Here is a 23,291-nt window from a genome sequence, read left to right as displayed (position 1 = left end):
CAAAACCCTATTCATCTATGGATAAAACTAAAATGCAATTCGGAGAAACCTAGGAGGACAAGTAGTCCTGAAAGCCCCCTCAAAACATGCCCTAAAAACATGCCCTAAAATTTTCTCGGAACACTGTCTAATACATTGAAATATAATGATTTTTAAGAATTGGTTGGGGTGGCAGGATTCGAACCTGCGCATGACGGGATCAAAACCCGTTGCCTTACCGCTTGGCTACACCCCATCAGACAGTCCTCTATCCTGAAGGTGTCGCGAACATAAGCAGATTTTATTCAACATGCAATGCTCATTTTACAAAAATACGTATTTTTATTTTTGTTTATTTTTTTTGGGCCTATTTTAAGGAATTGACAAGGCTCTTAGACTAAAAGATAACACATACAATACAAATTCAGACCATGAGGAAGATGAATGGCTATAGTTGTAACCGGGGCGGCAGGCTTTATTGGATTTAATGTGGCGCGGCTCCTGCTGGAGCGTGGTGAAGAAGTGATCGGGATTGATAATCTCAATGATTACTATGATGTAAACCTGAAAAAAGCCCGACTGGCGGAAATTGAAAACAATCCGAATTTCACCTTCCTGAAAGTTGATTTTTCCGATTTTGACAGCCTGAAACAAGCTCTCGACCAACATAAGATTAAAAAGGTGGTCCACCTTGGCGCCCAGGCCGGCGTGCGGTATTCCCTCACCAATCCCTTTGTCTATATTCAGTCCAACCTGGTCGGTCATGTCAACATCATGGAATATTGCCGTCATCTGGACGATTTTGATCATCTGGTTTATGCCTCGTCCTCATCCGTTTACGGGGGCAACAAGAATATGCCATTCTCCGTCGATGACCGGGTAGACAACCCTGTATCGCTTTATGCCGCCACCAAAAAATCGGACGAATTGATGAGCCAGAGTTATTCTCATCTCTTCCGCCTGCCCCAGACCGGACTGCGTTTCTTCACCGTTTATGGCCCCTGGGGCCGTCCGGACATGGCCATGTGGATTTTCACCAAGAATATTCTGGAAGGCAAGCCAATTCCCGTGTTTAATCATGGCGACATGCTGCGCGATTTCACTTATATTGAAGATATCATTGATGGGATCGTCCGTTGTCTGGATAACCCGCCAAAAGATGACGGCACCATGCATACCATCGGGTCAAATGCCCCTCACCGGGTTTATAATATCGGCAATAACAATACAGTAAAACTTCTGGACATGATCAAGGTTTTGGAAGATGCTCTTGGCCATAAGGCTGAAATGGATCTTCTGCCGATTCAGCCCGGCGACGTGCGCGAAACCGCCGCCGACATTTCCGCCATTCAGAATGATCTTGGATTTGAACCAAAAACAAAAATCGAGGAAGGCATTCCAAAATTCATTCACTGGTATAAGCAATATCATAAAATAAATTAAAAGGATGAAACCGCTTGGCATGGGATAACCTGATCGCGAGAGTGATATGGCTGTTTATTCAGCCAAGCAATTTTTTCTTTCTTCTCCTTCTCCTGGGGCTATTTTTCACCTGGCGGCGGCACCGGGGAAAAGCTGTTTTTACCTTACTTTTCTGTGCGGCGCTTTATGGACTGGTGATGTTTGGACCATTGACCAACTGGCTGATGACCCCTTTGGAAAAAAGGTTTTCTTCCTACACCAATCAGGTCGAACAAGGCCCCTATAGTGGCATTATTGTTCTGGCCGGAGCAGAACGCTAGGCCTCAGCAGTGACCATAAGCAGGTTTCTTTAAGCGGCGCTGGAGAGCGCCTGATAGAGGCCGCGAAGCTGGCCCGACAATTCCCGAACATGCCTGTTATATTTTGCGGCGGCGCCAGGATTGACGACGGCATGAGCGAAGGAGATGTTGCCCGTAAGTTCTTTCAGGAAGCTGGAATAGATATTGAGCGCATCAGATTTGAAGAAAAATCTTACAATACTTACACCAATGCCATGGAAGCCCGCAAGCTGATCGCCACAACTGAAACAGCACCCTGGTTGTTGGTTACATCCGCATTTCACATGCCGCGGTCGATTGCCGCCTTTCGGGCAGCTCACATCCCGGTACAACCTTACCCGGTCGACTATCGAACAGAATTAAACAACACCATATTTGGGAAGCCGGATGCGGCAGGAAATTTTGCTCAATTTGACTATGCCGTTCATGAATGGGTCGGCCTGCTCACCTACTATATACGAGGCAACACGACTGAAGTCTTTCCCAAAGCCCCCTGACAAAAAAGCCCCGCCAAAATGGGCGGGGCTTTGAAACAATAATGTACCTGTTATTACAGTTGCCATTTCCGCAAATGTTTAGGCTTATCCAGATCACGCCACATGGCCTTCACATCGGCAATCAACCCGCCTGTTTCCAGAAGGCGTTCCAGATCTGTCCCCGTTAAAGCACGATAGGCATCATGAGAGACAACTCCCATCACCGCAGCATAGCTGTTGTCTTCCAGCTCATCCAAAGAGGGTACCAAATCGATGTTATAGAATTTCTTGGCTTCGACCGGATCGGCCGCTGCGTCATGGACATCGACTTTAAAGCCCCGCCGACGCAGGCTATGGATCAGATCAATGGCCTTGGTATTACGCAGATCTGGACAGTTCTCCTTGAACGTCAAACCGAGAACAAGAATTTTTCCCGCTCCGGACAGTTGCGCGCAAACCCGTTCCGCTACGAAATCGGCCATGCTGTCGTTAATGGCCCGCCCGGACAGGATGATGCGCGGGTCATGATTGACCTGCCGCGCACGTTCCGCCAGGTAATATGGATCAACACCGATGCAATGCCCGCCCACAAGTCCTGGCGTAAAATTCAGGAAGTTCCATTTTGTGCCCGCCGCTTCCAGAACATCATAGACAGAAATGCCCAGTTTCTGAAAAATCATCGTGATTTCATTGACGAAAGCGATGTTAATATCGCGTTGTGAATTCTCAATCACTTTCGCGGCTTCCGCTGCGCGAATGCTGGCCGCGGCAAATGTCCCGCCAGAAGTTACAGCGCCGTAGATATCCACAAGAACATTGGTTACTTCAGGCGTTTGTCCGGAAATTACTTTGGTGATTTTATCAACCGTATGTTCTTTATCGCCCGGATTTATCCGTTCTGGTGAATACCCCAGAAAGAAGTCCTTCCCGCATTCCATACCGGATGTTTCTTCCAATACCGGTCCACAAAGTTCTTCGGTAACGCCTGGATAGACAGTACTTTCAAAAACGACAATCGCTCCTTTGGTTAACAAAGGTCCCAGCAATTCGCAAGATGACCTTACAGGCCCCAAGTCTGGACTATTATCATCATTCACAGGCGTTGGTACGGTGACGATATAGACCGCGGCATCTTTGATATCGACGACATCTTTCGTCAAGATAATGCTGCTCGCTTCGAGGCGTGCCTGATCCACTTCTTCCGTCCGGTCAAAACCGTCCTTCAGTTCTCGCACCCGGTCTTCACTAATGTCAAAACCGACTACGTTGAATTTATTGGCCATAGCAACCGCCAGCGGCAACCCTACATATCCCAGCCCCACGACGACGATGCGGCTATCAGCTGTAAAAGCAATATCAGTCATATTTCTTCCGAATTCTTTCGCTTAATGAGTTTTTTAGTTTCTCTTTATAAATCCATGTAAAGGGAGATGATTAAGAAAAGGATACCATGCTCCCCAAAAATACAAATATTTATTTTCCACAATTCATTTACATTTAACCCGACGGACCTCAGGTCTAGTCCAAAATAGCGCGCCAGTCATTTTCCAGTCTGTCTTTTCGACCTGAGGAAATCAAATCATACAAATCCTGCCGCCGGTCCAGTTTCTGCCCACCGTTCCGACCCAAGCTTCTGAAATCGAACCTTACGTCCCGAGTGCTGGGCTTATACCAAAATATTTCCAGAGGAACCGTCAAGTAAATGCCTTTATCAAAACTACCGGCGCCGAATTTTTCCGCTGACATATCTGTGTAGGTCGCCCAAACGCCAAGACGAATACCGTTTTTAAAATGTCGGGAAATATCCAGGGTCGCGCCAAAATCACCGGCCAGATAACGCCCCGCGCTCAGCTTACTGGTGATATTATATTTTTCATTTTCATGATACAGCGTAACATGGCCCGTCAAGGTCTGGTAGTCCCGAAAGGAAAATAACTGGTTATAATTGCGCTGTTTTACCCAATTCAACTCAGCCCCGATTGCCAGATTACTTGTATAAGCGCGGTAAAGAACTTCTGCGCTCACCCCACCATACATGCTTTCCAGCAACCCCGCGGACAATCGTGTAAAGAAACTCTCATCCAGGGCATGGCTATAATTAAACTCCAGGCGTTCTATCGAGCGTCGGCCCTCTCGTGTGTAAAGTGATATATCGCTTCTGACCTTGGGAACATCCGGGGTCGTATCCAACGGAATTTTGTCCAGGTCACCGGTAATGAACTGCTTGACCTCACCCACCAGACTAAGATGTCGGCTGACTTGCACTAATCCATAGAGATGAACATAAAGGTCATGCCGGAAGCGCCCATCTTCATTCCCCCCGAAATGCGACTTCATACCCGGGATAATACCCCATTCCATTTGCGGGTATGGCTTCCCGAAAGGAACAGACGGATCTGATTTCGCATGTCCCGGGGTTTGAACCACACTGTTGACCCACATCTCTTCCGGGCTGCTCTGGTAACGTTTGGCGTTCTCAAGATCACGTCGCAAGACCGACACTTCTGAAATAGACAGACCCTCTTTTTCCGTCACCAGGGTAAATATCTCAACCTGAGACGGCATTTCTTGCGTCAGAAGCCGTGCGGTACGACCAATGTTCTTGGCTTCATTAAAATATGGCCCTGCCTTTTTAACCACGGTAACCTTTCGGCCTTCAATGGCAACTGATAAGGGCGCTAATTTTTCTGCATCTAGTCGTTCAAGAGCCGCAGAAGCCACAAGTCCTGTATCGCCTTGTCTGGCCGCCTGTTCACGCAGATATACTATTGTCTTATGATAACGTTCCCGTGCAGTTCTACCGATGATATCAGTCTGGCTAGCATCATAACGTTCAAAAGTGGCCCCGCTATCTGCGATAAACAAAGTTACTGTATGGTAGCTTTCCAGAATGGCGCCTAACACCGTAAGGTAATCAATCCGGTCTTTACCTATTCTACGCACATGGAAAATGTTTCTGTCCTGTTTTTGCGTAATACTCTCAATTGCGACATCCAAGTAGCGCAATCTGGTAAATACATCATCACTGCGCGATAAGACAGGCGCCATCTCTGGCATATTACGTACAACAATATTGTCTTTGCTTCTTTCGAAGATTGCAGGAGGCTTTCTATCCTTGAAGAGCCTTCCCAATTTCATTTTATGCAGATTCTGGCGCAAGGTTAAACGAAAGGATACTCGATCCCCATGATCAAATCCAAGGGCGAGGCTCGCCCAATCCGTTGGTGCATAATTCAAGCCTATATTGAAGGCGCTTTTCCGGTCAAAAGAAGAAAATTCATCATATTTACGGCGGTCAACCCCACTGTATTCAGCCTTGATGCTCACGCCTTCCAGAGGTGTTCGGTACTCGACGCCAGCAAAGAATGCCATATCCTGACCTGCGAAATAACTGCCCGTTCTAAGATCACCACTTGCGGAGGATGTATCCCGTTCTGAAAAACCATCCCCAAACAAGTGGAACATATTCCCCAGCCCCCCACGTGATCCAAGAAATCCCCAGCCCAGCCCCATTGTAAAATCAAAATCATAGTAACGTTTACTGGCAACAAGATATTCACCGGCATAACGGCCATTGCCCAAAACATCCTGAAGACCAAGAGCCACTTGCGGTCTGTAGTTGCCCTCTTCCCAGAGGCGAACTTTAATATCCAATGACCGGTCCACCCCAAGACTGTCCGGCTTGTCATCCGTATAACTTAACGTGGTTTCAAGCCAGGGGGTCGCCTGCCAACTGGCAAAAACCCGCGTAGAAGACCCCTCATGATGCCCCCCAATCGAAATATCGCCGTCCGGAGCAAAGCGTGCTGTTCTCATTTCCAGCAGCCCGATACCCCCAAAATTATTCATTGAATAAGAAAAGGGCTCCGCACGTACCGCAGATATTGAAGAAACTATTCCTCCCACAGTAAGTGCAATCGACAAGACTATCTTGCAACATTTCGCATGACGTAATTTATATGAGGCTCTCTCCACTTAAGGGTCCGCTAATTACGTATTAAGACAGCAATGGAAGCTGCCGATACAGCGAGGTTCTGGAAAATTCCGCCAATTTCTTTAATCAACGACAAACTGTCGTATGGACTGAGATCTGTTGGTACCACAATCGCTGTTCCCGGAGGAATGCTAAGATCTCTGTCTCCCCCCCAGGATGACAATGTGATAGGTTTTGACACACCGTTGGGATAAACAATATACACACGGCTTTCGTCAGCAGACGCGGTATAACTGCCCACTTCATCAATATATTCGGAAATTGTTTTCCCTGGAATAAACTGCAAGGCTCCCGGGTTCAAAACATCTCCCATCGCAATAATGAAATTAGGTCGCTTAGGAATATAAACAGTATCCCCAGCTTCCAAAACTGTGTCCAGTTCCGGGTTTAAAGATAATTTGAGAGGGTCTGCTTCGATAACCACCCTCCCGATAAGTTCGGCATTGGCCAATTGGTTGGTCAATTGTTGCGCAGCCATCAACGAGTCCGCTTCGATATTCTTTTTCACCGATGCGGAAATCATTGCTGATTGCAGATGTTTTGCTGTCTTCTGCAATTCCTGACGCTGTATTTCCTTCACCCTTTCACGGGTAAAAATCGCACCATAGGTATAGGCCTGCTCCGAAACACCGCCCGCCCTCAACATAAGGTCAGAAAGCTTTTCTCCCTTTTGGATCGTATAGGCGCCTGGCTGAATAAATTCCCCAGACAACAGAACTGCTCCCGATTCAAAATTTGAGAATTTTGACCCGATACGTACCCCGCCCCCCGGATTAATCTTAACTTTCGAAATATCCGTTTTATGGGCGTTTATTGAATTCCATTCCATTTCAATGAAGCCAGACTTCACCTCAGAATCATAACTTGTCACCTCAATATTGGTCAGGTTGGCATCGTTTGTCATACCACCACTGACTGCAACAAGAGATTTTATTGAAGCACCATTCGTAATAGGATAAACCCCCGGCAACCGCACAGCCCCATCGATCGAAACGATATATTCAAGAATAAACGGCAGCAAGTTCTTTACTTCCTGATAAATAATCGGGCATTGAGGTTGACCTTTTTCTACCTTTTCTTTTTTCTCCGCTTCTTTCTTTAACAATTCTTCCATCGCGAGTTTTTCTTCATCTTTACTCACAAGGGCTTTGGAACGCAGCTTTTCCTTTTCTTCATCTTCAACGGTTTTGTCTTTTTCACTTTCAGCTTCCTTACGCACAAAAACCGCACGGGTTGCCGTCGCGAACCGGTTTGTCTGGGTATCGTTAATAATCCTCGCCAAATGCCCCAGTGGTTCACAATAATTCGGATTTGGTTTCCCGCCATCCAAGGTTTGGTTTACATCATATTTCCCGGAAAAGATGACCTGCCGGATATCATCCGAGATCAAAAAAGATATATCGGAACGTCCAAGAAAAATAACACGATCACGGTCATTCAACGGCGCAACAACCTCTCCAGACAAGGCTGTTTGCGGCGTAAAAGGCGTCAAATATCTTGTCTGTGTAGCTTTATCGACCCGCTCAATAACACCAAACAGCAGATACGGGTCATCCTTCAGGTTTAAAACATTCCCCAGCAGATTAAAAATATTGTGAGATGTGGAAAGAGAGCGAATCCCCGGGGTCTTGACATGCCCGATCAATTCAACTTTCCCTGATTGCGAATTTTCGATCAAACGGGCGATCAGGGCTTCCCCATTTTTCACATTCTGGCCCCGTCCCTCAATCCGTCTAAAAGTCTGCCTGCCCTGTTCATCGACGCTGATCTGGGAGATTTCATATCCCGCAGGACGTAATGTTCCCCCGGCCATCTCCATTGCCTCTGTGAAAGTGATACTTTCACGTTTAGCCGGCAACTCATATATGCCAGGGCGCACCATTTCTCCATCCAAAGCAATCGTCGCCCCGACTGTAGGCACAATAACCCGATCCCCATCATTTAAAGTATCAAAGCTGCCGACTTGTCCTTTCAATAGTCCATATATATCCAGCGTGGTTTTCTCGCCGCCGCGATAAATAGTAATATTGCGCAAGGACCCGGTTTTTTTCACCCCCCCTGCATTCATCAGAATTTCCAGTGGCGTCGCCAGGCTCGACGTACGGATGACTCCAGGCGTGTTCACTTCCCCTGCAACAAAAACAGATATCTGCCGGACCGTGGCCAGAGAAACATAAACCTCCGTCCCAATTATGCTTTCTGAAACCTGAGCTTTCAGAACCTTCCGAAAATCACCATAAGTCATACCGGAAACCCTGATCGGCTTTAAATCCGGAATAATGACCCGGCCTTCAAGATCTACGGTCACAGTAAAGGATTGCGATTTCGATCCCTGTAAAGTGATAATCAATTCATCGCCAATACCCAGCTTGTAATTGTCGGAAATCGTTCCCGTCATAACCTGGCTTTCAGTCGGAATATTGGCAAATATGGAATAGCCATACTGCGCAATTTCAGATCCCAGTCGATCGCGATAATCTTCCTCCAGTCGGGAAACTTCCTTCAACGTATTCATCCGCTGTTCAAGTAAATTTTCCTGCTGCTTTTGACGCTCTTTTTGACGCGCCTCGTCCAGCGGAGAAATAACGGTTTGATTACCCGTTCTCACGCCAACCTGGTTCTTCAAGGAATCCAGCATGGAAGGGTCGATTGTTTGGCCTGATACAGACTGATAAAATAGGATGGTCCCGGCAAACGCCGAACAGATTATTGCTCTCAAGAAGTTGGTCTTCCCCATCATATTTTTCCTCATGACAGTCACTGATTTATTATTAAGTCGGGAATGTAGCATATGTGACGCAAGGTGCAAGCACTTGGTCTGCATTTTATATAACTTGCATTACCTGAACCCACCATGACTGCGTCCCCTGACTAATCTCGCCTTCAGCCGTCCGCGCCGCTTCGCAGGTTTCATATATCGCGAAACAGGTTGCGCCACTGCCCGACATGGCGGAATATATGCAGCCTTCGGTCGCATAAAGATGGTTTAAAACCTCTGAAATAACGGGCTCAACCAAACAGGCCTCTCTCTGAAGATCATTCCCTCTCGCCACCAATAGATGTCTCAGTTGCGCCAAATCATCAATCTCGGGCGGGATATTCAATGGTTTTGAGAAAGGCGCTTGTCTTTTGGCCCTGGCCTGAAAAATAGCCGCTGTGGAGACTGACACACCGGGATTAACCAACAGCATATACAAGTTTTTTTTAAGAGAAACGGGCGTCAGAACTTCCCCTATTCCTGACATACGACGGGTTTCACTCGCCATACAAACCGGCACATCGGCGCCGAGCAATAGAGGCAAATCACTCATTTCCGGTATTTTATCACAAAGCCCCCAAAGTTCTGTCAAGGCCTTGAGCGCCGCCGCCGCATCCGCTGATCCGCCGCCAATACCCGAGGAGATGGGCAAATTTTTGATCAGCTCGATTTGAGCGCCAACACGGATATCAAACCTGTCCCGTAGAAGTTGGGCCGACCGTAGCACCAGATTATCGGATTGCCGCAGAAGGCCGCGGCCAAAAGGACCAGAAATAGTTAATGACAGCTTTTCGGCGGGGGAGACCGTAATTTGATCGCCAAAGTCTGCAAACACAACCAGACTATCAAGCAAATGATATCCATCCGCCCGCTGTCCCGTGATTACAAGGTCGAGATTTATTTTTGCCCGGGCAATCCGGGACACAGACTTATTTGCCATCCCGTATCTTGGTTTTAATTTTGGCGACAAGTTCGGCATCCGGCTTTAATGACAGCGCATGACGCCACTGAAATTTTGCTTCATTCTTGCGCCCGACAGCCCAGTAGGCATCACCAAGATGATCATTAATTGCCCAATCATCAGTTTGCAGCAAAACGGCTTTTTCCAGATACTCAACAGCCTTTGACATATCGCCCATACGATAAAGCGCCCATCCGAGACTATCGATGATATACCCATCATGTGGCCGAAGTTCCACAGCCCGTTCTAGCATAACCCTGGCTTTTTCTACGTTGATGCCTTTATCAACCCAGCTGTAGGCCAAATAATTAAGGACTTGCGGCTGATCCGGCCGCAATTCAAGCGCCTTGAGGAAATCTGCTTCCGCCTGCTCCCATTTCTGGCCCTGCTCGTAAACGATGCCACGGGTATAGAAAATGCTCCAATGCGTCTCTTTATAGGCTGGCAGTTGTTTCAGAAGCCGAGAGTATGCAACGGCGGATTCGTCAAAACGGCTGTGCATGCGATATACATCCCCCAGAGCCGCAAATATCTCGGTATTTTTAGGAAATTCCTGCGACAGATGCGTCATCGCCGCAATCGCCTGATCCACCTGCCCTTGTTTTTCAAGCACCCAGGCCATCTGTAACCGGGCCCTGAAATACTGCGCATGTTCCCTGGTTATCCGCTCATAACTTTTCAAAGCCCCCTCATAGTAAAGTTCCGCTTCAAATATCTGTCCCAGCAAATAATCAGCAATGAAAAAATCTTGTTTGAGATATTTGGCGTACTGCAGATAAATTGTCGCCGGTGTTCTGATATTATCCTGCATCAGGAAATTTGCCGCTGTATAGAATATCTCCGCAACCCCCTCAGCTTCGGAAGAAATCAGGGGCACCGCCGGAGATTTATTTTTCTCTCCCTTGTCCAGATCAGCTAACGCTCTAAGAAGTCGCGCATTTTCTGGGGCTTTTTCCAGATAATTCGTATAGAGTTGACGCGCATCTTCCTCCCTGCCAATCCGCTGCAACAGAATACCATATGCCTCTACCGTCCTCAGGGACAATGCCCCTGGTACCAGCAATGCTTCGGAATACATTTGTTCGGCGAGATGCGTCTTGCCCAGAAAATCATAAAACAACCCGGCATGAAACTTCTTGAAATCAAGGAAATTTTTATCCTTTAAAGAAACTTCTATATTGGCTTCCGCCATCTTGGCATCGCCTTTCGCCAATAAAACCCAGGACTGGAACAAAGGCTTAAATAACCCGTAAACCCCGGCATCCCCCAAATTATTCAACGCCAGAAGCGCCGCATCATGGTTGCCCGTTTTCATCTGTTCCAAAAACAGGTACATCTGCACCATGCTGTCGCCAACATTGTCATCCGCCAATTTATGAGCGACGTCAGACGCCTTGTCATATTGGCCATCCGCAATAAAAATAGAGAAAGATTTGCGCAGGATCATCTGGTCATCTGGATCCAGCGCCAAAATCTTGGCATAGAAATCCGCCGCCATATGAAGGTCACTATTGCGGGCCGCATGCAGCCCCGCCAGATATTCACCAAATGGCTTTTCACTGACTTGCCGCAACGGCGGACTTTCCTTCCAAGCCAACGCCGGCCCCATCGACAAGACCAGCGCCGTTACGGCAACAGCCAGCCTTTTGACAACAGACAGCGTTCTCGGATTCGGGGTATTATGTTTCAAACTTAACTCCAGCCTTGCAGAATTCAAACCTACCCCGAGCTTTCGCCCTACATGTTGGGGTAATTAGGACCGCCGCCACCTTCTGGCACAGTCCAGTTTATATTTTGTGTCGGATCCTTAATATCACAAGTCTTGCAGTGAACACAATTCTGCGAATTAATTTGCAGCTTTGGATTCTCGCCCTCATCATCAAGGATAAATTCATACACACCTGCCGGACAAAAGCGAGCTTCCGGCCCAGCATATACAGTATAGTTCACATCAACAGCCACTGCATCATCTTTTAATTTCAAATGACAAGGCTGGTTTTCTTCATGGTTGGTGTTAGACAGAAAGACAGAAGATAATTTATCAAATGTCACCACACCATCCGGTTTCGGATAATCGATCGGCTTACATTCACTGGCCGGTTTCAGGCATTTATGGTCCGCATCATGGCCAAATGTCCACGGCAACAGAAACCCGAGCCCCAGATTATTCATCCACATATCGAACCCGGCATATAATGTCCCAAGCACCGCGCCGAATTTATGAATGGCCGGCTTGGCGTTCCGCACCCGGTAAAGGTCCTTATAGACCCAGCTTTTCTCAAAAGCCTCCGGATAAGCAGTCAGCTCATCCTTGCCCTCCCGGCCTTCAACAATCGCTGCAAATGCGGCTTCAGCGGCCATCATACCGGTTTTCATGGCGTTATGAGTGCCTTTGATCCGCGGTACATTAACGAAACCTGCGCTACAGCCGATGAGAGCACCACCGGGGAAGGTCAGTTTCGGAATCGATTGGAAACCACCTTCATTAATGGCCCGCGCCCCGTAGGAAATCCGACGCCCACCTTCCAGCAGAGGGCGAATGGCGGGATGGTTTTTATAACGCTGCATTTCATCAAACGGCGAAAGATAAGGATTAGAATAGTCAAGACCGACCACAAATCCAATCGCCACCTGGTTATCTTCCAGATGATATATAAAGCCACCGCCAACGGTTTCCTTATCCAGAGGCCAGCCCTGGGTATGAATCACCGTGCCCTGGTGATGTTTTCCCGGCTCTACTTCCCACAGTTCTTTGATGCCGATCCCGTAAGTCTGCGGCTCTTTACCCGCCCTAAGGTCAAATTTCTCAATCAAGCCTTTGGCCAGAGATCCCCTCACCCCTTCGGCAATCAGCGTATATTTTCCGTGCAGTTCCATGCCCGGCATATAGGTATCTTTATGTGAGCCATCTTCTGCGACCCCCATATCCCCGGTGAGAACACCCTTGACCGACCCGTCTTCATGATAGAGCATTTCAGCGCCAGTGAAGCCCGGGAAAATTTCAATGCCCATATTCTCGGCCTGCTCCGAAAGCCAGCGACACACATTCCCCAGACTGACGATATAATTTCCATCATTGCTCATCAGGGGCGGCAACAGAAAATGTGGCATTTCCGACTTGCTGTTTTCTTTCAGGACCCAGTGATGGTTGCCCGTCACCGGAGTAAGCAGCGGCGCGCCTTTATCTTTCCAGTCAGGAATCAGTTCGTCGAGCGCCACCGGATCAATCACCGCACCAGAAAGAATATGGGCGCCCACTTCCGAGCCCTTCTCCAGTACGCAAACCATCAGCTCCTTACCGGCTTCGTCCGCCAGTTGTTTGAAACGGATCGCCGCGCTCAAGCCAGCGGGACCACCGCCAACGATCACAACGTCATATTCCATAAATTCCCGTTCCATAGTACTTTCTCCCGATGTCATACCTTCCGCCCCACCCGGGGCAGAAATAAGCGTTTGATTTGCATTCATTCCACATTTGCCCAGAAGGTAACTCAAAGGTTACCGACGGGTAAAGGAAAAAGTGAACTGACGTCCCATCAGAGCATCTTATACCCTGACATTTCGAAAAAATCAAACGGTCGTTTTAACTTCAACTCGAAAGCCTTCACCCTTCACAGACGCCGGATCAGGATTTCTTCTGCTGACTGGCCCGCGCATCCCGCCACAAGGTAACCATGGCGTGCGCCAGTGTCGGACGAGACGCCTCGAGATACAATTCGCTGTTGGGCAGATCTTTTTTCAGGCGCGCATAGGCCGTGCCCAATGAATGATAGGGCATGTTGGGAAATAGATGATGGGTCGCATGAAAGCGCAAGCCTACCGGGGCCCAGAGCGCCGAAAGAATTCCACCCGGCACATCGACAGAATCGAGAAATTGCTCCGCCACCGACATTTTCTGGTCCCCGGGATTGCGGTACGCATGGGCGCCAAGGGTACGTATACTGTTCATAAATAATACAAGGAAAACCACCGCATACCAGACGGCAAAGAATTTCACAGGCAGAATGCCATAGACGCCAAGCATTACCGCGGTCCAGCCATACACCGTGGCGCAAACTTCCTGCAGTCGCCAGTATTTCCCGTCAAGTTCCGTCGGCGGCGGGCGGCGATAGTCCATATCAATGGTCAGGGACGAAGCCCGTTGCCACAACAAACGCCCGAGCGGCGGAATGATCCAGCCCAGCGGCGTCAGAATCAGATAACGCACCGCCACCAGTCCCGGCAGGAAAATCGACGTCATCACATACCAGACATTCTTCCACGGCGCCTGCGCGCCAAAAGGCAGATATTCACCATCCTCCTTGGTGCCGTAAACATCCCGTTTATGATGATCTATATGAACGCCCTGATACATAAAGGCCGGCACCAAAACAAAGAATCCACAGAGGACATTCCAGGCAAAGCGAAAAGACGTCATGCTGCCTTTTTTGAAGTGGACAATCTCGTGAATAAAAATCACCGCCCGATACAACGCGAAGACCGCTACCAGATAAGCGATAATGCCAAGGACGGAAAACGTGTCAGCCCACACCGTAACGGCAAAAGCCCCGGCGCCCAGAGCCACAGACAGCAAAAAATCCACCCAGTAGATTACCGGGTTGGCCTTCATCAGATCCTTCACCATGGCGCGCGCCTCTTTCAGAGGAAAATCCGCCGCCTTGACCTTCATGTCATTCAACATTCACTCATGTCCTTCACTTAAAGCTGCCCGCACCATATATTCCTTCGTAAATGATGTCGATTATTTATTGTATCCTTTCATACCCGCTCCCGGATGGTCCGCATTGCGGTAAATCAAGTTCTAAAATATTTCGAAGCCCTGCAGGCCAAATAGAAAAATCTGCCTTAATTTAGATGAATTTCTACGCGACGATGTTCCTGATTGCATCCTCGTCTCCGAAATGCATAATACTTAATATAATTTTTTGATATGACGCTTGGTATCATTTTCATCCATCATTTTTACGATCAAACTTGATGAATCGATAACAAAATAATAACGGTTTTAAGTCACAATACATCCATGGAAAACAACCCTGACATCATCACCCCGCCCCTGACACCACAGGACATCTTGTCGCATTTACAGTGGTACCTGGACGCTGGCGTCGATGAAACCATTGATGAGGCGCCCCTGGACTGGTTCGCTCTGTCCGCAGAAGCCGCCAAAGCCAGTGCAAACTCCGCCCGTGCACCGCAGGGGACACCACAGCCCATTCCCGGCGTTGCTGCAAAACCCGCCGCCATGGCCACTGTCGAACAAACAGTGCGTCAGGCTCAGGATCTGGCGGACAGTTGTCAAAGCCTCGCAGAACTTGAAAAGGCCATCGCCACCTTTGATGGCTGCAGCCTGAAAAAAACCGCCACCAACACGGTATTCAGTGATGGAAGCCTGAACAGCAAAATTATGGTCATTGGTGAAGTCCCCGGCGTCGCTGATGACCGTCATGGTAAACCCTTTGTCGGTGATAATGGCGCCTTGCTGGATAAAATGTTTGCCGCCATAGGCCTTTCTCGTGACACAGATCTTTATCTCACCAACATGCTGCCCTGGCGCCCGCCGGGCAACAGAACCCCGACGGCGGAAGAAATCGCCATTTGCCGGCCCTTCGTCACACGCCATATTGCTTTGGCGAAACCGGACCTTATCATTCTGCTCGGGGGAATATCGGCAAAAACACTGTTGAACAGCGATTTAAGCATTACCCGTCTACGCGGAAAATGGGCGGAGTATGATCTGGCGGGACAAAAGATTCCGGCCTGCCCGATTTATCATCCGAGCTACCTGATCAAGCAACCCAAGGCCAAGGCCGACGCCTGGAAGGACCTTCTCGATATTAAAGCCAGAATTGAGGAAATGTCCCTATAATGTTGTTTTCAAAATACAAAATATTTTCTACACTATCTTGCTTTTGTCTGTTGGCCAATACGCCATCATGGGCCGCAACAATAATGACGCCAACACCCGCGCTTGAGCCCGCGCCCATCACCGCCCCTAACCCTCACCTTAATCCCGCCGTTCTGACACCATTAAGTGATGCCGACGTTGCTTTATACCAACGCATCTTTGACTTTCAAACAGAAGGGAAATGGCGCCGCGCCGACCGGTTAATCAAACAGGTCGAGAATAAGATTCTGATGGGACATGTTCTATACCAGCGTTACATGCACCCCACGGCCTATACCTCACGCTACAGCGAACTGGCGGACTGGATGCTGAAATACCCGGACCACCCCGGGGCTTACAGGATTTATGACTTAGCCAAACGGAAAGGCGGCAAAAATGCCCGCAACCTGCGCAAACCCATGCCAACTCAAGCTCTCAACTTTCCCGCGGACAAACCGATCTATCGACCGGTCGCCAAAGTCGCGACATCAGAACCTGAAACAGCAGACATAGATGGCCTCGACCCCAGCGCAAACCAGCCTGCAGCACGGCATAAAAAAGCTGACCGCATTGATATTCAACGACTTAAAACCCGTATAAAACGCTATCTCCGACGCGGCAGCCCGGAAAGAGCTGAAAAAAGACTCTGGGCCTTTGAACGACGCAACCTTCTGTCTGACGCTGACTTCAATAAACTTCTCAGCGACATCGCCAGCGGTTATTTTTTCGACAGTCAGGATGCGAAAGCCCTGGCCCTGGCCAGCATCGCCGCCGAAGAAGGACGGGACAGGATATCCCAAGCCGACTGGACATCAGGCCTTGCGGCCTGGCGGCTCGGCGATTGTGCACAGGCTGCCTATCATTTTGAGCGGCTTGCCAACTCCCCCATCGCCGGCGACTGGACATCTTCGGCCGGGGCCTTCTGGGCGGCGCGGTCTTATCTGGTGTGTCGTCAACCGGAAAAAGTTGTCGAGCTTCTGCATCAGGCCGCTGTGCATCACCGGACTTTTTACGGCCTGATCGCCGCCCGCCAATTGGGTCAAACCCCCGAACTCAACTGGACCGCACCGGCTTTCACACCAGCCCATTATGAACTGATCAAAAACCTGAACAGCGTCCGCCGCGCCATTGCCCTGGCCCAAACCGGGAAAATAATGCGCGCCGATATGGAACTCAGCAATATCTGGCGCAAATCCCGCAGCGGCAACCATGAAGCATTGCTGGGTCTGGCCACAAAGCTCGGTCTGGCCGGCACCCAGCTCAGTATTGGTAAAATTGAAGAACAGAAACGCCGCACCGCATTGGACAGTACGCTTTATCCCATCCCGAACACGGAGCCTACGGGGGGCTACACACTGGACCAGGCCCTGATGTTCGCCGTAATCCGTCAGGAATCCGAATTCAAAAGCTGGGCCCGCAGCCATGCCGGCGCCCGGGGAATCATGCAGGTAATGCCCAGTACCGCCAGCTATATTTCCCGCGACCGGTCGCTACGCTTTGGCAGCCGCATCAAACTGGATGATCCCTATTACAATATGGCGCTGGGCCAACAATATATTCACAGTATGATGAGTGACAATTTCGCCAAGGGCGATCTGTTTAAAACCCTGACCGCCTATAACGCCGGCCCCGGGAATTTGCGAAAATGGGAACGCAAGGTCAATTTCCAGGATGATCCTCTCCTGTTTATTGAAACCATACCTGCACGGGAAACTCGAAATTATATTGAACGGGTCATCAGTAATTTCTGGATTTACCGCATGCGCATGAATCAATCGGTCACATCTCTGGACCGGGTTGCGACCGGGGCGTGGCCTCTCTATACCCCGCAAGATAACATCACCAATAACAAAACATCAAAAATCAACACGACAGTGAAAAGCCAAGCCCATGCCGCTCGATAACTCCATTGAATTTCTCCCCCTGAAAATTGCCGTTCTGACCGTCTCTGACACCCGCAGCCTTGCGGATGATACATCCGGTCAGATTTTGGTCGATCGCCTGACAAAAGCCGGTCATATACTTGCCGATCGCGCCATAGTCCGCGATGAGAAACCCGACCTGACCGCCCAATTGACAAAATGGATCCAAGATCAGGAAGTGCAAGTCATCATATCGACCGGCGGTACAGGCCTGACAGGCCGTGACATCACCCCGGAAGTCTTTCATAGTCTTTATGACAAGGAAATAGAAGGTTTTGGAGAAATGTTCCGCCTGATATCCTATAAAATCATTGGGACATCCACCTTGCAAAGCCGCGCCACTGGCGGGGTTGCCGGCGGCACCTATATGTTTGCCCTTCCCGGGTCCAATGGCGCCTGCAAAGACGGTTGGGACAATATTCTGAGTGAGCAACTGGACATCCGTTTCCGCCCTTGCAACTTTGCCGAGATGATGCCCCGCCTTATCGAATAGAAAAAGTCCCCATACGTCCTACTGCAGATCGCGTCTATCCAATTAGGATTCATTCTCCCCCATAATGTATGCCTGTAGTTTATTTACCAATTGGTAATATCCTGCCTGTACTGTTTACAGTCTAGTCTCATAAACTGATTAAAGACCTAGCATTCGCGATAAAATGGTTAGGGAGAGTATGCTTACAGGACAGATCGTAACGATCATTTGCGACGAAAAGAAACAGAGTAGAAAATTCATCGATCTGGTGAGACGTTACTACACTGTCAACCTGACTGACATTGACCATGCATCCGCAGAAGATTTTAAAAAATCCCTGCTCATCATTGTACAGGTCGATCTCGGCAATCGACAGATCATACCAGCTTTAAAAGAAAAACTCTCCCTGCCCGAACGCGCCAATGTTCCCATCTTGTTTTTGGTGCCTCAACTCACCCGGCACGCTCTGGTCCAGGCCAATATTCTCGGCGCGACTGATTATATTGCCTACCCCTGCCCGGATAATAATTTCATACAGGTGATGGGGGACCTGATCAGCCGCGAGGTGGAAAAGGCTTGGTCAAAGCTCTCCAAAACCCAAGAAGCCGCCCTCAAAGTCAGCCTGAAAGTGGTCGAAGAAACCTTCGGCAATGCCCGGCGGGGAGAAATCATCTCTCCTGATGACATCAAAAACAGTTGCAATATGATTATTGAAGCCACAAGCAAGGACGGGCTTACCGACTGGATGAATGCCATCCGCCAGCACCACAATTATACATACCGACACAGTATGATGGTTTGTGGATATCTCGTCAGCTTTGGTATGTACCTCGGGGTACAGCGGCACGACTTGCAACAATTATCCGTTGGCGGCATCCTCCATGATATCGGCAAATCCCTGACCCCGCTTGAATTATTAGAGAAGCCGGCGCGCCTGACCCCCGAAGAATGGGTAATTATGAAACAACACCCAAGCCATTCCCGAACCATTATGATGGAAAGCAACTGGGATGACGTTCTTATCGACATCGCGGTACACCACCATGAAAAACTCGACGGCAGCGGTTACCCTGATGGCCTGCAAGGCACCCAGGTGAGCGACCTGGCCCGCATGGCCGCCATCGCCGATGTATTTTCCGGTCTGACAGACAAGCGATCCTACAAACCGTCCATGTCATCAGAGGCCGCCATTGACATCATGCTCACCATGGAAGGTCATCTGGACATGCCTTTGGTCAAGGCATTCCGCGCCGTGGTGCTTTAACTTCCCCCAAAAATCCTGTATCAGGCTCCTTCCAGAAGAGCCAGTATTTCCTGAGTTTTTTGTTCCATCAACGCCGTATTGGCCCGGCTTTCCACATTCAAGCGCACCACCGGTTCCGTATTTGAACTGCGCAGATTAAAACGCCAGTCGGGATATTCCACACTGATGCCGTCGGTATGGTCAATATGAAGCGCCTGTGCTTCGAAAGCTTTCAGGACTCTCTGGATCGCCGCCTTCGGGTCATCGAGTTTGCGGTTAATCTCACCGGAGGAAGGAAATTTCCTGATCCGTTCGGCCACCATTTCAGACAAAGGCATTTTCTTCACACACAGCATCTCCGCCACCAGAAGCCACGGGATCATGCCGCTGTCGCAATAGGCGAAATCGCGGAAATAATGGTGAGCGCTCATCTCGCCACCATATACCGCATCCTCAAGACGCATACGTTCCTTGATAAAGGCATGCCCGGTTTTGGACAGAACAGGTACCCCTCCAGCCGCCTCCACCAGATCAATGGTGTTCCACGTCAAACGCGGATCGTGAATAATACTGGCGCCTTCGTTCTTTTTAAGAAAAGCTTCCGCCAGCAATCCGACGATATAATAACCCTCGATGAACTCCCCCTGCTCATCAAACAGAAAGCAGCGGTCGAAATCCCCGTCCCAGGCAATCCCCATATCCGCCTTATGCTCCAGAACCGCCTGCTGCGTATCCTTACGGTTTTCAACCAACAGCGGATTGGGAATTCCGTTAGGGAACGTGCCATCCGGAGTATGGTGGACTTTAATAAACTCGACCGGGATGGATTTTGCCGTAAAAACCTTTTCCAAAGCATCAATCACGTGGCCCGCCGCGCCATTTCCTGCATTGACCACCAGCTTCAGCGGTGTCATCCGACGGCCATCAATATAGGTCATCAAATGATCAACATATGCATCAAGAGTAGACGTTTTCTTGTAAGTGCCCCGGACAGTCACGGTGGGAAAGTTATCTTCTTCCGCCAATCGTTGAATATCGCGCAAACCGGTATCGCCACTAATCGGCTTGGAATGTTCGCGCACAAGCTTCATCCCGTTATAATCCATTGGATTGTGGCTGGCCGTTACCTCGACCCCTCCATCCACATCAAGATAAGATGTGGCGAAATATATTTCCTCGGTTCCGGTCATGCCAATGTCGATGACGTTAACTCCGGAATCCCGCAAACCTTCGCTTAACGCGTGTTTCAGGGAGTCCGATGTGAGACGCATGTCTCCCCCAACCACAATTTTTTCCGGCTTCAGAAACTGACCAAACGCCCGTCCAATACGGTAGCTGATGTCTTCATTGAGTTCCGTTCCCAGCTGGCCACGAATATCATAAGCCTTGAAACAGGTGAGTTTTTCCATGCGTAACCCCTAAAAAATTAAGTTCAGTGGTTTTATATCATAAAATGAATGACTTGAATCTTAATTATTTGGAATCATTCTGGCGAATAAAATCCTTCACCCGGGGCGCAATTTTTGTCCGCCATTTGCTGCCGTTGAAAATGCCGTAATGCCCGACTTTTTTCTGTTCGTAGTGCACTTTCATGTTATCGGGCAAACTGGTACAAAGTTTATGCGCGGCTTTTGTCTGGCCGATCCCGGAAATATCATCCAGTTCGCCTTCCACCGTCATCAGGGAACATTTTGTAATCACCGACGGGTCGATCTTCCGACCCCGTGAAATCCATTCCCCCTTGGGCAGCAAATGCTGCTGGAAAACAATATCCACTGTCTGCAAATAATAATCCGCCGGCAAGTCCATCACCGCCAGATATTCCTCATAAAATATACGGTGTTTATCCACGCTTTCCTCGTCGCCCTCGACCAGATGGTCAAACATGCGACGATGAGCGTCCACATGATCTTCCATATTCATATTGAGGAAAGCCGACAGCTGCAAAAACCCAGGATACACCACGCGCATAAACCCTTTGTTCGGCCAGGGGACCTGATAGGTCGCATTCTTCTTAAACCAGCCGATAGAACGTTCCCCGCTCAGCAGGTTAACCTCTGTCGGGCATTCCCGGGTATCAATTGGCCCCCCCATCAGGGTCATTGACCGCGGCACATTGGGATTATCCTGCGCCGACATCAGGGACACAGCCGCCATCACGGGAACAGATGGCTGGCACACGGCCAGAACATGGGTATCAGGACCGAGGAACTCGATCATTTCAATCAGATAATCAATATAATCATCCAGATCGAATTGCCCCTGAAACAACGGGACATCCCGGGCATCTTTCCAATCGGTAATATAGGTTTTATGATCCGGCAGCATGGCCTCTACCGTCCCGCGCAACAATGTGGCGTAATGGCCTGACAACGGCGCAACAATCAAGAGTTTTGGATCGGTGTTTTTTACCTCTGGCCCAAAGTCCCGCTTGAAATACTTCAGGTTACAAAAAGGCTTATCCAGGATCACTTCTTCACGAATGCTGACCGGTTCCCCGTCAATCAGCGTGTCTTTCAAGCCAAACTTCGGCTTGCCATAGCGTCGGGTCACCAGTTCCATCACATCACAGGCTGCGGCCACCTGCTTGGCGCCGGGCATGTAAGACAAGGGGTTTAAAGGATTACTCAACGCCTGCTGGGTCGCATCAATCGCGAATCTCGCAGGTGCGAACATACTGTGCTGAAATTCGTACATGTGATACAGCATATAAAATTCCTTTAAAACTCTTACAATTGAAATTTATAAACAATTTCTCTTCAGATAATTGTTCATTATTATTCAAGTCTAGACCTAAGCTTAGTTGCGCCGCAACATAAAATATGTGAAATTACCTATATAAATTTTTCTGACCAGAGACAAAACCGGGAAAAAACCATGACATTTAGCACCTTAGAGAATAAATCCGCCCTTATCACAGGCTCCACCAGCGGCATTGGACTGGGCATGGCCCGCGTACTTGCCGCCTCCGGCGCCAATATCACGCTCAATGGCCTGGGAGATGCAGATGAGATAGAGGCTTTGCGTGACAGTTTGGCGCAGGAATTTGATGTTCAGGTGCGATATGACGGGGCCAATATGCTAAAGCAGCAGGAAATCTCCAAAATGGTGAATGAGGCCGAAGACGCTCTGGGCACCCTTGATATCCTGATCAATAATGCCGGCATTCAATATGTGTCCGCCATAGAGGATTTCCCGGATGATAAATGGCAGGCGATCATTGATATCAATCTGGTATCCAACTTTCACACCATAAAAGCGGCCCTGCCCGGCATGAAAAAACGCAATTGGGGCCGAATCATCAACCTCGCCTCTGCCCATGGTCTGGTGGCGTCCCCCTATAAAAGCGCCTATGTCGCCGCCAAACACGGTGTGGTCGGCCTGACCAAGACCGTGGCTCTGGAAAACGCCGAACAGATGATTACCTGCAACGCCATTTGCCCCGGCTATGTGCGCACCCCGTTGGTCGAAGGACAGATTGATGACCAGATGGCGGTTCATAAATTGTCGCGCGAACAGGTAATCAATGATATTATGCTGGTGGCGCAGCCGAGTAAGAGATTCGTTGAGGTTGAGGAGTTGGGGCAAATCGCCCTGTTCCTCTGCTCTGACGCTGCCTGCTCCATCAATGGGATCAGCCTGCCTGTCGAAGGGGGCTGGACGGCCAAATAAAAACAAAAACACATGAGGATAGCATGAGCAAATTTCATCGGAACAAGAAAAAGAACAAGGGCGGCAACGACAACCGCACCATCGTTCTTCTGGCGACGGCGGTTGTTGCGGTGATTGTCATTTTTTTCTTCATCACATGACCTCTTGACGGGTGATACAGGATATCA

The 23,291-nt window shown here is 49.1% G+C and carries 17 protein-coding genes and 1 tRNA gene; 8 read left to right on the top strand and 10 right to left on the bottom strand.

The genetic code is table 11. From position 1 onward, the window contains the following. Window positions 1–160: 160 nt before the first annotated feature. Window positions 161–235: transfer RNA gene (locus FIV45_RS06190), tRNA-Gln, on the bottom strand. A 188-nt stretch (window positions 236–423) separates the two neighbouring features. Between FIV45_RS06190 and FIV45_RS06185 the strand changes: the two genes are divergently transcribed. The 3 genes from FIV45_RS06185 to FIV45_RS06175 are packed head-to-tail and all read left to right on the top strand — an operon-like array spanning window position 424 to window position 2,236. After that, the gene (locus FIV45_RS06185; RefSeq protein ID WP_099471510.1) at window positions 424–1,422 is read left to right on the top strand and encodes an SDR family NAD(P)-dependent oxidoreductase; all 999 of its coding nucleotides are present in this window, start codon (window positions 424–426) and stop codon (window positions 1,420–1,422) included. 14 nt (window positions 1,423–1,436) lie between these two features. Beyond that, window positions 1,437–1,721 (top strand): hypothetical protein, encoded by a 285-nt coding sequence (locus FIV45_RS06180; RefSeq protein ID WP_099471509.1) that lies wholly within the window; start codon window positions 1,437–1,439, stop codon window positions 1,719–1,721. A 50-nt stretch (window positions 1,722–1,771) separates the two neighbouring features. Then, window positions 1,772–2,236 carry a YdcF family protein gene (locus FIV45_RS06175; RefSeq protein WP_099471508.1) on the top strand — a complete coding sequence of 155 codons (465 nt, stop codon included), beginning with the start codon at window positions 1,772–1,774 and terminating at the stop codon, window positions 2,234–2,236. A gap of 53 nt (window positions 2,237–2,289) precedes the next feature. Here FIV45_RS06175 and FIV45_RS06170 read toward each other — a convergent pair whose 3' ends face one another. From FIV45_RS06170 to FIV45_RS06140, 7 genes are all read right to left on the bottom strand, one after another. Beyond that, the gene (locus FIV45_RS06170; protein ID WP_099471507.1) at window positions 2,290–3,579 is read right to left on the bottom strand and encodes a nucleotide sugar dehydrogenase; all 1,290 of its coding nucleotides are present in this window, start codon (window positions 3,577–3,579) and stop codon (window positions 2,290–2,292) included. A gap of 154 nt (window positions 3,580–3,733) precedes the next feature. Beyond that, a complete protein-coding gene (locus FIV45_RS06165; RefSeq protein WP_099471506.1) occupies window positions 3,734–6,064 on the bottom strand; it encodes a YjbH domain-containing protein in 2,331 nt (776 codons plus the stop codon). A gap of 137 nt (window positions 6,065–6,201) precedes the next feature. Next, window positions 6,202–8,946 carry an SLBB domain-containing protein gene (locus tag FIV45_RS06160; protein ID WP_181040154.1) on the bottom strand — a complete coding sequence of 915 codons (2,745 nt, stop codon included), beginning with the start codon at window positions 8,944–8,946 and terminating at the stop codon, window positions 6,202–6,204. Between the two features lie 88 nt (window positions 8,947–9,034). Beyond that, window positions 9,035–9,907, bottom strand: coding sequence for a 4-(cytidine 5'-diphospho)-2-C-methyl-D-erythritol kinase (locus FIV45_RS06155; RefSeq protein WP_099471504.1), 873 nt, complete (start codon window positions 9,905–9,907; stop codon window positions 9,035–9,037). Further along, window positions 9,897–11,618: a tetratricopeptide repeat protein gene (locus tag FIV45_RS06150; RefSeq protein ID WP_099471503.1), complete on the bottom strand. Its 1,722-nt coding sequence runs from the start codon at window positions 11,616–11,618 to the stop codon at window positions 9,897–9,899. The genes FIV45_RS06155 and FIV45_RS06150 overlap by 11 nt, the downstream gene beginning before the upstream one ends. A 47-nt stretch (window positions 11,619–11,665) precedes the next feature. Further along, window positions 11,666–13,327, bottom strand: coding sequence for an electron transfer flavoprotein-ubiquinone oxidoreductase (locus FIV45_RS06145; RefSeq protein WP_099471502.1), 1,662 nt, complete (start codon window positions 13,325–13,327; stop codon window positions 11,666–11,668). Between the two features lie 226 nt (window positions 13,328–13,553). After that, window positions 13,554–14,609 (bottom strand): fatty acid desaturase family protein, encoded by a 1,056-nt coding sequence (locus tag FIV45_RS06140; RefSeq protein WP_099471501.1) that lies wholly within the window; start codon window positions 14,607–14,609, stop codon window positions 13,554–13,556. Between the two features lie 342 nt (window positions 14,610–14,951). On the opposite strand from FIV45_RS06140, the gene FIV45_RS06135 reads away from it, so the two are divergent. The 4 genes from FIV45_RS06135 (at window position 14,952) to FIV45_RS06120 (ending at window position 19,473) form a co-directional block, all read left to right on the top strand. Continuing rightward, the gene (locus FIV45_RS06135) at window positions 14,952–15,797 is read left to right on the top strand and encodes a uracil-DNA glycosylase (protein ID WP_099471500.1); all 846 of its coding nucleotides are present in this window, start codon (window positions 14,952–14,954) and stop codon (window positions 15,795–15,797) included. 83 nt (window positions 15,798–15,880) lie between these two features. Further along, window positions 15,881–17,719, top strand: coding sequence for a lytic transglycosylase domain-containing protein (locus FIV45_RS06130; protein WP_165776919.1), 1,839 nt, complete (start codon window positions 15,881–15,883; stop codon window positions 17,717–17,719). Then, the gene (gene moaB / locus FIV45_RS06125; RefSeq protein ID WP_099471498.1) at window positions 17,706–18,230 is read left to right on the top strand and encodes a molybdenum cofactor biosynthesis protein B; all 525 of its coding nucleotides are present in this window, start codon (window positions 17,706–17,708) and stop codon (window positions 18,228–18,230) included. Before FIV45_RS06130 ends, moaB begins: the two co-directional genes overlap by 14 nt. A gap of 178 nt (window positions 18,231–18,408) precedes the next feature. Further along, window positions 18,409–19,473 carry an HD-GYP domain-containing protein gene (locus tag FIV45_RS06120; protein WP_165776918.1) on the top strand — a complete coding sequence of 355 codons (1,065 nt, stop codon included), beginning with the start codon at window positions 18,409–18,411 and terminating at the stop codon, window positions 19,471–19,473. Between the two features lie 20 nt (window positions 19,474–19,493). Here FIV45_RS06120 and cpsG read toward each other — a convergent pair whose 3' ends face one another. Together cpsG and FIV45_RS06110 are read right to left on the bottom strand one after the other, a co-directional pair. Next, window positions 19,494–20,861: a phosphomannomutase CpsG gene (gene cpsG / locus FIV45_RS06115; RefSeq protein WP_099471496.1), complete on the bottom strand. Its 1,368-nt coding sequence runs from the start codon at window positions 20,859–20,861 to the stop codon at window positions 19,494–19,496. A gap of 64 nt (window positions 20,862–20,925) precedes the next feature. After that, a complete protein-coding gene (locus FIV45_RS06110) occupies window positions 20,926–22,161 on the bottom strand; it encodes a polyhydroxyalkanoate depolymerase (protein ID WP_099471495.1) in 1,236 nt (411 codons plus the stop codon). Between the two features lie 168 nt (window positions 22,162–22,329). Between FIV45_RS06110 and FIV45_RS06105 the strand changes: the two genes are divergently transcribed. After that, on the top strand, window positions 22,330–23,124 hold the full coding sequence (locus FIV45_RS06105; protein ID WP_099471494.1) for a 3-hydroxybutyrate dehydrogenase: 795 nt from the start codon (window positions 22,330–22,332) through the stop codon (window positions 23,122–23,124). Window positions 23,125–23,291: the final 167 nt, after the last annotated feature.

Origin of the sequence: Paremcibacter congregatus (assembly GCF_006385135.1) — a bacterium.
Taxonomy (GTDB): Bacteria; Pseudomonadota; Alphaproteobacteria; order Sphingomonadales; family Emcibacteraceae; genus Paremcibacter; species Paremcibacter congregatus.
Note: the sequence above shows the minus strand (reverse complement) of the source record. Positions and strands in the feature narration are given on the sequence as shown.

What these genes read in the sequence shown, in the direction of transcription:
- FIV45_RS06185 (WP_099471510.1), top strand. Translation starts at nt 424, where the DNA reads ATGGCTATAGTTGTAACCGGGGCGGCAGGCTTTATTGGATTTAATGTG.
- FIV45_RS06170 (WP_099471507.1), bottom strand. Translation starts at nt 3,579, where the DNA reads ATGACTGATATTGCTTTTACAGCTGATAGCCGCATCGTCGTCGTGGGG.
- FIV45_RS06165 (WP_099471506.1), bottom strand. Translation starts at nt 6,064, where the DNA reads ATGAATAATTTTGGGGGTATCGGGCTGCTGGAAATGAGAACAGCACGC.
- FIV45_RS06160 (WP_181040154.1), bottom strand. Translation starts at nt 8,946, where the DNA reads ATGGGGAAGACCAACTTCTTGAGAGCAATAATCTGTTCGGCGTTTGCC.
- FIV45_RS06155 (WP_099471504.1), bottom strand. Translation starts at nt 9,907, where the DNA reads ATGGCAAATAAGTCTGTGTCCCGGATTGCCCGGGCAAAAATAAATCTC.
- FIV45_RS06145 (WP_099471502.1), bottom strand. Translation starts at nt 13,327, where the DNA reads ATGGAACGGGAATTTATGGAATATGACGTTGTGATCGTTGGCGGTGGT.
- FIV45_RS06140 (WP_099471501.1), bottom strand. Translation starts at nt 14,609, where the DNA reads ATGTTGAATGACATGAAGGTCAAGGCGGCGGATTTTCCTCTGAAAGAG.
- FIV45_RS06135 (WP_099471500.1), top strand. Translation starts at nt 14,952, where the DNA reads ATGGAAAACAACCCTGACATCATCACCCCGCCCCTGACACCACAGGAC.
- FIV45_RS06130 (WP_165776919.1), top strand. Translation starts at nt 15,881, where the DNA reads ATGACGCCAACACCCGCGCTTGAGCCCGCGCCCATCACCGCCCCTAAC.
- moaB (WP_099471498.1), top strand. Translation starts at nt 17,706, where the DNA reads ATGCCGCTCGATAACTCCATTGAATTTCTCCCCCTGAAAATTGCCGTT.
- FIV45_RS06120 (WP_165776918.1), top strand. Translation starts at nt 18,409, where the DNA reads ATGCTTACAGGACAGATCGTAACGATCATTTGCGACGAAAAGAAACAG.
- cpsG (WP_099471496.1), bottom strand. Translation starts at nt 20,861, where the DNA reads ATGGAAAAACTCACCTGTTTCAAGGCTTATGATATTCGTGGCCAGCTG.
- FIV45_RS06110 (WP_099471495.1), bottom strand. Translation starts at nt 22,161, where the DNA reads ATGCTGTATCACATGTACGAATTTCAGCACAGTATGTTCGCACCTGCG.
- FIV45_RS06105 (WP_099471494.1), top strand. Translation starts at nt 22,330, where the DNA reads ATGACATTTAGCACCTTAGAGAATAAATCCGCCCTTATCACAGGCTCC.